The 12378-nt window shown below is 57.9% G+C and carries 12 protein-coding genes; 8 read left to right on the top strand and 4 right to left on the bottom strand.

What is annotated here, in order from left to right; translation table 11 throughout:
* Positions 1–73: 73 nt before the first annotated feature.
* Genes B5G37_RS04105 through B5G37_RS04120 form a run of 4 tightly spaced genes read right to left on the bottom strand, consistent with a single transcriptional unit; the run spans position 74 to position 4233 of the window.
* On the bottom strand, positions 74–490 hold the full coding sequence (locus tag B5G37_RS04105) for a YbaN family protein (RefSeq protein ID WP_087254290.1): 417 nt from the start codon (positions 488–490) through the stop codon (positions 74–76).
* A 7-nt stretch (positions 491–497) separates the two neighbouring features.
* A complete protein-coding gene (locus B5G37_RS04110; protein WP_087254291.1) occupies positions 498–842 on the bottom strand; it encodes a nitrous oxide-stimulated promoter family protein in 345 nt (114 codons plus the stop codon).
* On the bottom strand, positions 842–2494 hold the full coding sequence (locus B5G37_RS04115) for an ABC transporter ATP-binding protein (protein WP_087254294.1): 1653 nt from the start codon (positions 2492–2494) through the stop codon (positions 842–844). The genes B5G37_RS04110 and B5G37_RS04115 overlap by 1 nt, the downstream gene beginning before the upstream one ends.
* Positions 2491–4233: an ABC transporter ATP-binding protein/permease gene (locus B5G37_RS04120; protein WP_204217853.1), complete on the bottom strand. Its 1743-nt coding sequence runs from the start codon at positions 4231–4233 to the stop codon at positions 2491–2493. The genes B5G37_RS04115 and B5G37_RS04120 overlap by 4 nt, the downstream gene beginning before the upstream one ends.
* A 240-nt stretch (positions 4234–4473) precedes the next feature.
* On the opposite strand from B5G37_RS04120, the gene B5G37_RS04125 reads away from it, so the two are divergent.
* The 8 genes from B5G37_RS04125 to B5G37_RS04160 all read left to right on the top strand — a co-directional run bounded on the left by B5G37_RS04125 (position 4474) and on the right by B5G37_RS04160 (position 12246).
* The gene (locus B5G37_RS04125) at positions 4474–5610 is read left to right on the top strand and encodes a glycerate kinase (RefSeq protein WP_087254462.1); all 1137 of its coding nucleotides are present in this window, start codon (positions 4474–4476) and stop codon (positions 5608–5610) included.
* 76 nt (positions 5611–5686) lie between these two features.
* Complete coding sequence (locus B5G37_RS04130) at positions 5687–7045, top strand: VWA domain-containing protein (protein WP_087254297.1); 1359 nt, start codon at positions 5687–5689, stop codon at positions 7043–7045.
* A gap of 173 nt (positions 7046–7218) precedes the next feature.
* Entirely contained in the window at positions 7219–7422 is a 204-nt protein-coding gene (locus tag B5G37_RS04135; protein WP_087254301.1) for a ferredoxin, read from the top strand.
* Between the two features lie 4 nt (positions 7423–7426).
* Positions 7427–9067 (top strand): hydroxylamine reductase, encoded by a 1641-nt coding sequence (gene hcp, locus B5G37_RS04140; RefSeq protein WP_087254304.1) that lies wholly within the window; start codon positions 7427–7429, stop codon positions 9065–9067.
* A gap of 22 nt (positions 9068–9089) precedes the next feature.
* On the top strand, positions 9090–9422 hold the full coding sequence (locus B5G37_RS04145; RefSeq protein ID WP_087254307.1) for a cupin domain-containing protein: 333 nt from the start codon (positions 9090–9092) through the stop codon (positions 9420–9422).
* A gap of 130 nt (positions 9423–9552) precedes the next feature.
* On the top strand, positions 9553–10869 hold the full coding sequence (locus B5G37_RS04150) for a M18 family aminopeptidase (RefSeq protein ID WP_087254310.1): 1317 nt from the start codon (positions 9553–9555) through the stop codon (positions 10867–10869).
* Between the two features lie 120 nt (positions 10870–10989).
* On the top strand, positions 10990–11184 hold the full coding sequence (locus B5G37_RS04155) for a hypothetical protein (protein WP_087254313.1): 195 nt from the start codon (positions 10990–10992) through the stop codon (positions 11182–11184).
* 123 nt (positions 11185–11307) lie between these two features.
* Entirely contained in the window at positions 11308–12246 is a 939-nt protein-coding gene (locus B5G37_RS04160) for a hypothetical protein (protein WP_087254316.1), read from the top strand.
* The last annotated feature ends 132 nt before the right edge of the window (positions 12247–12378 follow it).

A 12378-nucleotide genomic window follows, 5' to 3' on the forward strand; every position in this document is an offset into this window, starting at 1 on the left:
ATATGCAGGAGGAGAAATAATTAACCGTAAAATGCCCCGTGTACCACAAAAATGGTACACGGGGCAAAGTGCTTTATGCCTGGGAGGCGTTCTCGTCCAATTTGCGATAGTGTTCGGCCTGTGCCGAGGAAAGAGTCTTGACGCCAAAGATGAAAAAGAGAATGTGAAACAGCCATACGCAGCCCAGGATGATGCGGCCCACGGGCACGCTGCCCATCATGAAAAAGCCAATGGACATCACCAGGGTGACGGTGACCATGATGCGAATTTTAGTTTTCCAGGTCATGCCCCGGCCTTTGACAAAGCTCTCCAAGTTGCTTTTATACAGCTTGGTGGAGGTAAACCAGTTGTGCAGCCGCTGGGAACTGCGGGCAAAGCAGTAGGCGGCCAGCATCAGAAAGGGGAAGGCGGGGAGAAGGGGGAGCACGGCGCCAATGGCGCCCAGCACCAGGCCCAAGCAACCCACGACGATATAGAGAGCTTTTTTCATACCAGCATCATCTCCTGTTTTGTTGTCTTTTTTCTTTGGCGCTCTCCCACACGTGACGAATGGCCATCACAGGGTGGTGGAGGAGCATACGAGGCCCGGCATAGCGCATGACCTGTCGGATTTGGGTGGCCATGTCACCTCGGTAGCAGTGTACTTTGCAGTTGGAGCAGAAGGTTTTCTCCTGCATAAACGGACATTTGTCGCTGCGCTCCATGGCGTAGTTGTTCAGCGCTTGGCACTGGGGACACAGCTGTCCGGTGGGGGTGTGGTGAACGCCGTGGCAGTAGATAGCGATCATCTGCCCCACCACCTTCTGCTCCCGCTGGCGTTTTTTCTCCACCGCGGAGGCCATCAGCTCACCCTCCCATGCTCCACCGAGTGCACCTCGTCGGCAATGCCCATGGTAGACCGGCGGTGGCTGACCAAGATGACTGTACGCTGCTCCCGCTCGCGGTGGAGAGAGCGGAGAATCTCGGCCTCATTGAGACTATCCAGATTGCTAGTGGGTTCATCCAGCAGCAGGAAGGGGGCGTTGTGGAGAAAAGCCCGAGCCAGACCCAGACGCTGCCGCTCGCCCCCGGACAGGGTGTCGCCCAGCTCGCCCACCGGCGTGTCATACCCCTGGGGTAGGGTGAGGATAAAGTCGTGGATGGAGGCTTTTTTGCAGGCCTCTTCCACCTCGTCCCGGGTGGCGTTGGGGCGGGCAATGAGGATGTTTTTCAAAATGGTATCGTGGAACAAGTCGGTGTCCTGGGTCATGTACCCTTCCATGGTCCGTAGATCGGCGGTATTGATCTCTTTCACGTCCCGACCGGAGAGGGCCACATCGCCCCCCTGGCGGTCCCAGAAGCGCATGAGCAGCTTGAGCAGGGTGGACTTGCCCGAGCCACTGCGGCCCACAATGCCCACCACTTTCCCCTTGGGGAAGTCCAGGGTCAAATCGTCCAAAATGGTCTCGCCGCCGTAAGAGAAGGTGAGGTTTTGACAGGCAGCGCCGTCAAAGGTGGTGGCGGCCTTACCGGTGACTTCTTCCACCACTGGGCTCTCGTCCAGAATGTCCAGCACCCGGCGGGCGGCGGCAAAGGTGCTTTGCAGGGTGGTGCCCAGATTGGCCAGCGCTACCACCGGGCCAAAGGAGGACATGAGGGTGATGAGAGGGATGAGTACCCCGCCAAAGTCCACCTGGCCCTTCTCCAGCAACACCAGCCCCAGGGTCAGCAGAGCCAGGTCAAAGACCCAGATGACGGTGTGAGTGACGGCGGTGTTGCCGCCGGTGATGCGGCTCATCTGTCCCTGCACCCAGCCCAGATCGGTGGTGCGTCCCTCCAGCTCCTCCAGGCGCTGGGCCTGGCCGTGATACTGGATGGTCTCATCCACGCCTCGCAGGCTGTCCAGCACGAAGGCAGAGAGTTGTCCTGCCTTTTGGCGCATGCGGTTGCCGGTCTCACCGGAGCGGCGGGAGGCCAGCACCGGCAGAAGGATACCCACCGTGGCATAGGCCACCAGGGCCAGCACCCCAAAGGCCCAGTGGAACCAGGCCAAAAAGGCGGCGGTGATGAGGCTCATCACCAGGGCAATGGCAGCGGGGGAGATGGTGTGAGCGTAAAACACCTCCAAAAGCTCAATGTCTGAGGTGATGACCGAAATCAAATCTCCCTTGTCCCGCCCATCCAGTTTGGCGGGGGCCAAACGGCGCAGGGCAGCAAACACCTTCTGGCGCAAAATGGCCAGCAGTTTAAAGGCAATGTAGTGGTTGCAGGTCTGCTCGCCGTAGCGGAACACGCCGCGAAGCAGCGCGCACAGGGCGGCGATGAGGAAGATAAGGGGGAGAGCATCCCAGTGGTTGACCACTGAGAGGATGCCCACGCCGCCCAAAACCGGGATGAGGGTGGCGGCCAGGAAGCCCAGCACACCCAAAAGAATGGCCACCAGCATCACGCCGGTGAGGGGCCCCACCAAGGTGATGAGTTGCGCCATACAGGCTAAATTGCTTCGCTGTTTCATGCGGGGACCTCCTCCTGGTTGTTGTAGTGTTCCAATTCCCGTTGCTGCTGCCACAGGTGGGCGTATAGGCCGCCCTGGGCCAACAGCTCTTTGTGGGAGCCATGCTCCACCACGCGGCCACCGTCCATGGCGAAGATGGTGTCTGCCCCGGCCACATTGGCCAGACGGTGGGAGATCACCAGCACCGTGTGGGTGCGGGAGAGAAGATAAATTTGCTCCATAATCTCGTTTTCACTCTCCACATCCACGTTGGACGTGGCCTCGTCGAAGATGTACATGGGGCTGTTGTGCAAGAGGGCGCGGGCCAGGGCCAGACGCTGACGCTGACCGCCGGAGAAGTTGCTGCCGCCCTCTTGCAGATGGGTGTCCAGCCCCTGCTCGCCCCGGAGGAAGGGGGCCAGATTCACCTGTTGCAGAACGGCCCACAGCTGGTCGTCCAGAGCGTCGGGACAAGCCAGCAACAGGTTGTCCCGCACCGTCCCCTTAAAGAGATAGCTGCGGTGGCCAATGTAGGTGCAGTGGGCCATGAGACTGTCCTCAGACAGGGAGGACAGCTCTTTGCCACCCAAGGTGATGTGTCCGCCATACCCCTGGTTGCGGCCCATGAACAGAGCGGAGAGGGTAGACTTGCCGCAGCCGCTCTCGCCCACCACGGCGGTGAGAGTGCCGGGGACAATGGTCAGATTCACGCCCTGGAGAATGGGCCGCTGTCCATCGTAGGAGAAGGTCACGTCCCGGCACTCCAGAGTGGGGGTGCCCTCTACGGTTTCAGTAGCGGGGGTGGGGACCTCCAGATCCAGCAGGGCATAGATCTTCTGAGCAGCCGCCATGCCGTTCATGGCCACATGGAAGAAGCTGCCCAGCAAACGCATGGGGAGGAAAAACTCTGCCGAGAGGAGGATGATGGCAAAGCACCCGGCGGGGGTGATGTGCCCCTGGGACAGCTGGAGCAAGGCCAGAATGGCGCCCAGAGCGGCCCCGCCGTAGGCGATGAGGTCCATAATGACAATGGAATTGAGCTGCATGGTGAGTACCTTCATGGTCACCTTGCGAAACTCCTCCGCCTGCTGGGCCATTTCCTCCTGGCGGGCCTCGTCCGCCTGGTAGATTTTTAGGGTGGTCAACCCCTGGAGATTTTCCAGGAAATGGTCACCCAGGCTGGTGTACTTGCCCCAGTATTTGGCCAGCAGCTTTTTGGCAAAGGTCTGCACCGCGGCAATGGCTACGGGAATAAGGGGCACACACACCAACAGCACCACGGCACACAACAGGCTGATGGGAGCCAGGAAGAAAAACAGGGTTATTGGAGCAAGAAGACTGTAAAAGAATTGGGGCAGGTAGGAGCCGAAGTAGATCTCCAGCTGATCCACGCCCTCCACGGCCACCTGCACCACTTGGGCGGTGGTGGTGCGCTGGCGGTACGAGGCGCCCAGCGTATACAGCTTTTCAAACAGAGCCCGGCGCAGGTTGCCCTTGACCTGTCGGGAGGCCAAGTGACTCATGCTGGCAGCGGTGCGCAGAGCAAACCACCGCACCACCAGAGCCACCAGGGCAATGCCAGCCACCCAGGGCAGTTTTCCCTGTACGGACTGCCCATTCAGCAGCAACTCCACCAGCCAGCCCAGGGTGAAGACCAAGGCAGTATTGGCCACCATGGAAATCCACTGGCAGGCCACATTACCGGCAATAAATTTTTTGCTGTCTGGCACCATACCCAACAGCCGTTTGTCCATCATCATGGGAATTCAATCTCCTTCCAATTAGCTGCGGCTAACAATAACCACAAAAAAGAATGTTAGCGGTGGCTAACATTTTGTGCAAAAAAGAACAGGGTGTGGTTACCCTAAGCAAACTATAGCATACATGTGGATTTTGTGCAAGAGATTCTTATGGAAAAACTGGGGGTGCACGGCACTCTTGAGGGGAGAAAACGGTGGTGTTATACTGAGATCAAAAGGGAAAGAAAGGAGAGAATGGCTGTGAAAGTTGTCATTGCCTGCGATTCCTTTAAGGGGAGTGTCACAGCGGTTCAAGCGGTGTCCTATTTGGAGGAAGGGATTCGTCGGGTGTGGCCTGAGGCGGAAGTGGACGGCATCCCCGTGGCAGATGGCGGGGAAGGGACGGTGGATGCGTTTTTGCACAGCGTCCCGGGGCGCAGAATTTGCGTGTCGGTCACTGGCCCGCTGGGTGAACCGGTACAGGCGGAATTTGCCCTACTGGAGGATGGAACGGCGGTCATCGAGATGGCGGCGGCCAGTGGCCTGCCTCTGGTGAGCCCAGAAAAGCGAAATCCCATGCTCACGACCACATATGGCACAGGGGAACTCATCTTGGCGGCGCTGAATGCTGGGTGTGCTCGTCTGGTGCTGGGCCTGGGAGGGAGTGCCACCAACGACGGTGGTGCGGGCATGGCACAGGCTTTGGGGGTGAAGCTGCTGGACGGGCAAGGACGGAGCCTGCCGCCGGGAGGCGGCGCCTTGGAGCGGCTGGAGCGGATGGATGTGAATGGGATCGACCCCCGATTGGCCCAAATCCCCCTGGTGGTGGCCTGCGATGTCACCAATCCTCTGTGTGGTCCTCAGGGAGCCTCGGCGGTGTTTGGGCCACAAAAGGGAGCAGATGGGGAAATGGTGGCCAAGCTGGACCAGAATCTGGCCCATTTTGCCCGGGTGGGGCAGGCCTGCACCGGGCGGGATGTGGTAAATGTCCCGGGGGCTGGCGCAGCCGGTGGCCTGGGAGCGGGTTTGCTGCTCTTCACCAACGCTCAGATGTGTTCGGGGATCACCACCGTTTTGGACACCGTGGGGTTTGATGCCCGGGTTACCGATGCGGACTTGGTGATTACGGGGGAAGGGCGTATGGACGGACAGTCCGTGTGTGGGAAAACTCCGGTGGGGGTGGCTCAACGGGTGAAGGCCCAGGGTAATATCCCCGTGGTGGCCATTGTGGGCAGTATTGGCCCTCAGGCGGAGCGGGTCTATGACTATGGCATCGACGCCATCTTTTCCACGGCTCCGGGTCCCATCACATTGGAGGAGGCCATGGGCAACAGTCACACCTTATTGGCCTCCACTGCGGAACGGGTGGCCCGACTGATGCGGGCGGTTCGCCCCTAGTGGGAGCGGGCAGACAAAAATCTTATCCGGGCATAGAATGGCTGGGGGATAGAACCCCCAGAAGTAGGATGCCCAGATGGGAATTACCAGTTCCAACAAAGTGGTGGACCGGGATCAAATTGGGTGCGATGGCGTACTCAAGGTGACCTTGGCCCTCACTGCTTCTCCCGATATCATCGAAAATCCCACCGACATCGTGTTGGTGTTGGATCGCTCCGGCAGTATGGCCGGGGAGCCGCTGGCGGCGGTGAAGGAGGGAGCGGACACATTCATTGATATCATCCAGCAGGCCACATCCGACGGGAGCGGAAGCGGAGACTTGGGCTCCGGCACCAAAATGGGGGTGGTGAGCTTTGCCTCCACCGCCCGGAAGGATACGACACTGACCACCTCGGTGGCAGATTTGAAAGCGGCAGTGAATGGTTTGGCGGCGGGAGGCAGCACCAACCACGGAGATGCCTTTGCCCAGGCCACCCAGTTGCTGGAGACGGGGAGCAACCCGGTGAAGGTGATGGTGCTGTTTACCGACGGCAACACTACCGCTGGCCCACCCCCGGCTCCCATTGCCGATTTGGCTAAGGCCAAAGGGATCATCATTTACTGCATTGGTCTGGTGGGCACCGATGGTCTGGATGTGAGTGCGTTGAACAACTGGGCCAGTGACCCGGACTCCATCCATGTGGCCATTGCCCCCACACCAGCAGACCTGGAGGAGATCTTTGCCGAGCTGGCCGCCAACCTCACCAAGCCCGGGGCCACGGACTTGAAGATTGAGGAGGCACTCAATCCGGATTTTGAAATTACGCAAATTCTTCCCCCGGCCAAGGGGACGGTGGACCAGAGCTCGGATACCCAGCTGACCTGGCGCATGGACAGCTTGGGGGTGAGCGGGGTGGAGAGCGCTACTCTGTCCTTCCTGGTGCGCCACCGCAGCCAAACGGGAGGGTTGAAGCTGGTCAATCAGTCCATCCAGTACAGCGACGCCCAGGGCAACCTGGTGGTGTTCCCCGACCCCACGGTGCGGGTGGGGTGTGACATCATTGTCCAGCCCGAGCCGTGTCCCACGCCGGTGGAAGTGACGGCGGAGGGGTGCACCGATGCCGTGGTGGTGGATGCCGGAGAGATAGCCCTGGATGCGGTGGGGCGCATTGTCCAGGTGGATGTAACCGTGAAGGACGTGTGTCCTCAGCGCCGGGTGTCTCTGGCGGTGATCCTCACCGAGGTCAATGACAACGAGGAGAAGGAGACCCGGGGCGTGAAAGTACTGCCCATCCCGCCCCATCAAGAGAGCGGCTGCCGAGACGTTTTGGTGCGCTGCGTGCGCTTTGCTGTGCCGGAGGATAGCGGAACCTTGTGCCAGCCGCGGAAGTTCCAGGTCCAGACCTTTGCCCACTATATGGACTCCGATTTTGTCTGTTGCCCGGAAGATGTATAACGTATGCCAGGTGGGATGTGTTCCCACCTGGCATTTATTTCATGAATCAAGTGTTGTTATAACAACAGAAATGCAACGAAACCTGTGATAGGATGTGTGACACAGCGAGGAAGGTTTAAGACATTGGACACGGTGGCATTCTAAAGGCATCCCATGAAAAGGAGGTGCTTTGTATGAACGCTACGGTGGATCAGTATCTGTGTATCGGATGTGGGGTATGCGTGGGGTTGTGTCCCAAGGTGTTTCGCATCGGTGAGGACGGCAAGTCCGGCGTGTGCCAACCTGTCACAGAGGAGACCTTGTCGCCGGTGCAGGAGGCCATTGACTCCTGTCCCGTAACCGCCATCAGCTGGCTGGAAAACGACGAAAGGACTTAAAAACATGGAACAAAAGATGTTTTGCTATCAGTGTCAGGAGACTGCTGGGTGCCGTGGCTGCACCATGGTGGGTGTGTGCGGCAAGCAGCCCGATGTAGCTGCCATGCAGGATTTGTTGGTGTACGTCAGCCGGGGGATTTCCGCGGTCACCACCGCGTTGCGCGGAGAGGGAAAAAACGTCTCCCGGGAGATCAACCACCTCATCACCCTCAACCTCTTTATTACCATCACCAACGCCAACTTTGATAAGGAGAGCATTGAGGCTCGCATTCGGACCACCCTGGAGGAGAAGGCCAAGCTGCTTACTCAGCTGAGCACCACCCAGGGTCTGCCCGAGGCCGCTTTGTGGAATGGTTCTGGCGACTGGGAGGAAAAGGCCAAGACCGTGGGTGTACTGTCCACTGAGAACGAGGACATCCGCTCTCTGCGAGAGTTGATTACCTACGGGCTCAAGGGACTGTCTGCCTACTCCAAGCACGCCAATGTCCTGCTCCAGGACGACGAAGAGGTGGATGCCTTCTTGCAGCGGGCTCTGGCTGCCACGGTGGATGACAGCCTCACCGTGGACGACCTGGTAGCCCTGACCTTGGAGACCGGCAAGCACGGCGTGGCTGGCATGGCTATGCTGGACAAGGCCAACACCTCCACCTACGGCAACCCGGAGATCACCAAGGTGAACATCGGGGTGGGGAAGAACCCCGGCATTCTGGTTTCCGGCCACGATCTGAGGGACCTGGAGATGCTGCTGGAGCAGACCCAGGGCAACGGCGTGGATGTGTACACCCACTCGGAGATGCTCCCCGCCCACTACTATCCCGCCTTCAAAAAGTATCCCAACTTTGTGGGCAACTACGGCAACGCCTGGTGGAAGCAGAAGGAGGAGTTTGAATCTTTCAACGGTCCCATCCTCATGACCACCAACTGCATTGTACCCCCCAAAGACAGCTATAAGGACCGTGTGTATACCACTGGTGCCGCCGGATATCCCGGTTGCAAGCATATCCCCGGTGAGATCGGGGAGCGCAAGGACTTCTCTGCCATCATTGAACACGCCAAGAAGTGTGCTCCGCCCACCGAGATTGAGACCGGGGAGATTGTAGGCGGTTTTGCCCACGCCCAGGTGTTGGCGCTGGCGGATAAAGTGGTGGAGGCGGTGAAGAGCGGCGCCATCCGCAAGTTCGTGGTGATGGCTGGTTGTGACGGCCGTGCCAAGAGCCGGGACTACTACACCGAGTTTGCCAAGGCTCTGCCCCAGGACACCGTGATCCTCACCGCCGGTTGCGCCAAGTACAAGTACAACAAGCTGCCTCTGGGCGATATTGGCGGGATTCCCCGGGTGTTGGATGCCGGTCAGTGCAACGACTCCTATTCTCTGGCTGTCATCGCCCTGAAGCTCAAGGAAGTGTTTGGCCTGGAGGATATCAACGACCTGCCTATCATCTACAACATCGCCTGGTATGAGCAGAAGGCGGTGATCGTGCTGCTGTCCCTTCTGTACCTGGGAGTGAAGAACATCCATCTGGGACCCACGCTGCCCGCCTTCCTCAGCCCCAACGTGGCGAAGGTGCTGGTGGACAACTTCGGCATTGCCGGCATTGGCAGTGTGGAAGATGACATGAAGCTGTTTTTCGGCGAGAACGCCTGAGCCATTGTGGGAGCGGATGAAGATGGACGTAAAAATGAAAAACATCAGCAAATCGGAAGTGCTGGTGTTAAAAGACCAGATTTCGTATCAGCAGGGCCAGGTGGTCAGCAAGACGCTGGCGCAAAACAGCGCGTTGAGTATTACTCTTTTCTCCTTTGATCAGGGAGAGGGGATCAGCACCCACGAATCCGGTGGAGATGCGTTTGTAACCTGCCTGGACGGGGTGGGGAAGATCACCATTGATGGAGAGGACTATCTGCTCCATGAGGGGGAGTCCATTGTGATGCCTGCAGGGCACCCCCATGCGGTGTATGCGCAAGAGACATTTAAGATGCTGTTGGTGGTTGTGTTTTAATCCAGGCGCAGGAAACCCGCGCCAGAGAAAAGCCGGAGTGTATCATACGCTCTGGCTTTTTCTCTGATGATTGCAAATCCTGCGAAATCTTGTATAATGGAGAAAAGCAAGTTCTAGGAGGAAAATGACTATGTATGCACAGACCTCTCGTGAGGTGTTAAACTTCATTCAACATAGCCCCAGCTGTTTCCACGCTGTGGCAGAAATGGCCCGCATGCTGGAGCAGGCGGGGTATCAGAAGCTGAGAGAGAGCCAGCCTTGGTCTTTGACCAAGGGAGGAAAGTACTACACCACCCGCAACGGCTCCTCCATCATCGCCTTCCACGTGGGCGAGGAGCTGGACAACTACCACTTCCAGATTACCGCCTCCCACAGCGATTCTCCCAGCTATAAAGTGAAGGAGAAAGCCGAACTGAAAGGAAAGGGCGGATACCTGCAACTAAACACGGAAGGCTACGGCGGAATGATCTGCGCCAGCTGGTTGGATCGGCCGCTGTCCCTGGCTGGACGAGTGCTGGTGCGCCAGGGGAACCGGATTACCGCTCGTCTGCTGAACATTGACCGGGATTTGCTCCTCATCCCCAATGTGGCCATCCACATGAATCGGGAGGTCAATTCCGGCATGAAGTTCAACCAGCAGGTGGACATGCTCCCGCTGTTCTCCGCTGGAGCATGCGGGGAGAACAGCTATCGGGAACTGATTGCCCAAGAGCTGGGGGCGCAGCCGGAAGACGTGGTGGGCAGCGACCTCTATCTCTATCCCCGGGTGGCCCCCAGTGTGTGGGGCGCCCAGGAGGAGTTTATCTCCTCTCCGCGCCTGGATGACCTCCAGTGCGCCTACACCTCCCTCAAGGCCTTCTTACAGGGAGAGAACCCCCACGGAGTCAACGTATTCTCCTGTTTTGACAACGAGGAAGTGGGCTCCGGCACCAAGCAAGGAGCGTTGTCCACTTTCCTGCGGGACGTGCTCCAGCGCATCCACACCTCTCTGGGCTACGGTGTGGACGAGTACTGCTGCGCGGTGGCCAAGAGCTTCATGGTCTCCTGTGACAACGCCCACGCCGTGCACCCCAACCACCCGGAGAAAACCGACGCGGAAAACTGCGTGTATATGAACCAGGGCATTGTGGTGAAGTTCTCTGCCAACCAGAAGTACACCACCGACGGCATCAGCGCCGCCATCTTCGTGCAGCTGTGTAAGGATGCCCAGGTGCCGGTGCAGACGTTCGCCAACCGCAGCGATATGGCAGGGGGCAGCACCTTGGGCAACCTTTCCACCCAGCAGGTGTCGCTCCACACCGTGGACGTGGGCTTGCCTCAGCTGGCCATGCACTCGGCCTATGAGACCGCTGGTGTGAAGGACTCTGCGTACATGGTGCAGGCGCTCACCGCCTTCTACTCCACGGATTTGAAGATCACAGACAGCGACGAATTTATCTTGGACTGACAACACACATCCAGGGGCGGGAAACTGCCCCTGGATTTTTTCACATAAGGGTTGACAAAAACTGACGGTTAGCGTATACTAACTACCTGTGAGTTAGCTATGACTAATTGGAGGTTTGTTATGAATAAGGGTTTAAACTGGGTGATGCTGATTTCTCTGTTGTTGGTGTTTGCCAGCGGGTTGCTGCTGAAGCCCATGCCGGGTATGTGGTTGGGAATTTTGCACGGAGTGTCTGGTATCGTCCTGTTTGTCAGCACGTTGATTCATGTGCTCCAGCGTGTTAGAGTCGGGAAAAAGGCCAAAACAGCCGGATGAGAAGAAGAAAACCGTCACAGAGTTCTGTGGCGGTTTTTTGTACATTCTTGCAGATGTTTGTTGCATAACCCGGGGTATCCCTCTATAATGAGAGCAAGAAAGCACAGAGAAGGAGGGACCGGTGTGGATTACAACCAATCGTTCCAAAAACTGCTGGAAAAGATGGCGGAGGAACCAGGCCTGAAGGCCAAACGGACACAGCTGAGGCAACAACAGACGCGGTTGAAGGCCCAGGCGAAAGAGCTGGCGGAGATTCTGGAGAAGGAACAGATGGATGTACAGCGCATGGAGCGCACCAGTTTGACCTCCATCTTTTATGCGATGGTGGGAAAAAAAGAGGAGGCGCTGGATCGGGAAAAGGCCGAGGCGTATGCAGCCAAACTCAAATATGACACCGCAGCGCAACAGCTGCAAGGGGTGGAGGAAGATTTGGCCCGCGTAGAGGCCAGACTTCAGGACATAGCTTCCTGTGAGCGGGAGTATGAGCGCCTGTTGCGGGAAAAAACAGAGGCAGTGAAGGCGTCGGGAAGCCAGGAGGCCCAGCGGATTCTCCGCCTGGAACAGGAGATTGCCCAGCAACAGAGTCAAAAGCGGGAAATCCAGGAGGCGTTGTGCGCAGGTTCCCGTGCGCTGGATACGGCCCAACAGGTGCTCTCCAGCCTGGACAGTGCAAAAAACTGGGGGACCTATGATTTGCTTGGGGGTGGTGTGTTTGCTGACATGGCCAAGCACGGCCATTTGGATGATGCCCAGGATTACGTGGTGCAGCTCCAAAATCAGCTCCGCCGCTTCCGAACCGAATTGGCAGACGTGCAGGTGGATGGGAACATGCAGGTGAACGTGGAGGGATTCCTTCGGTTTGCCGACTACTTCTTTGACGGGCTGTTTGTGGACTGGACGGTTTTGGACAAAATCAAGCAGTCTCAGGCCAATGTGTGGGATACCATGGACCAAATTCAGAATGTAATGTCTCAGCTCCGCTGCATGGATGAGGCGGTGGAAGAACGCCTGTCCAATCTGGAGAAAGAAAAGGAGGATGCCGTGGTGAGTGCCCAGTTGTGAAATAAGGGACATGCTATTTAGGGTTTGAGCGGTGCTGATCAGATCGTAATCTCCGTGGAATCGGCGCATTGGTGAGCGTCCGGTTCCACGGAGATTTTATGCCTATTTTTTAACCTGCAGTTGAAAAAATCA

This window comes from Pseudoflavonifractor sp. An85, assembly GCF_002161235.1.
In the GTDB taxonomy this organism is placed as follows: Bacteria; Bacillota; Clostridia; order Oscillospirales; family Oscillospiraceae; genus Enterenecus.

Excerpts from the sequence above, each read along its gene's own strand:
- B5G37_RS04105 (WP_087254290.1), bottom strand. The coding sequence starts at position 490 with ATGAAAAAAGCTCTCTATATCGTCGTGGGTTGCTTGGGCCTGGTGCTG.
- B5G37_RS04110 (WP_087254291.1), bottom strand. The coding sequence starts at position 842 with ATGGCCTCCGCGGTGGAGAAAAAACGCCAGCGGGAGCAGAAGGTGGTG.
- B5G37_RS04115 (WP_087254294.1), bottom strand. The coding sequence starts at position 2,494 with ATGAAACAGCGAAGCAATTTAGCCTGTATGGCGCAACTCATCACCTTG.
- B5G37_RS04120 (WP_204217853.1), bottom strand. The coding sequence starts at position 4,233 with ATGATGATGGACAAACGGCTGTTGGGTATGGTGCCAGACAGCAAAAAA.
- B5G37_RS04130 (WP_087254297.1), top strand. The coding sequence starts at position 5,687 with ATGGGAATTACCAGTTCCAACAAAGTGGTGGACCGGGATCAAATTGGG.
- B5G37_RS04135 (WP_087254301.1), top strand. The coding sequence starts at position 7,219 with ATGAACGCTACGGTGGATCAGTATCTGTGTATCGGATGTGGGGTATGC.
- hcp (WP_087254304.1), top strand. The coding sequence starts at position 7,427 with ATGGAACAAAAGATGTTTTGCTATCAGTGTCAGGAGACTGCTGGGTGC.
- B5G37_RS04145 (WP_087254307.1), top strand. The coding sequence starts at position 9,090 with ATGGACGTAAAAATGAAAAACATCAGCAAATCGGAAGTGCTGGTGTTA.
- B5G37_RS04150 (WP_087254310.1), top strand. The coding sequence starts at position 9,553 with ATGTATGCACAGACCTCTCGTGAGGTGTTAAACTTCATTCAACATAGC.
- B5G37_RS04155 (WP_087254313.1), top strand. The coding sequence starts at position 10,990 with ATGAATAAGGGTTTAAACTGGGTGATGCTGATTTCTCTGTTGTTGGTG.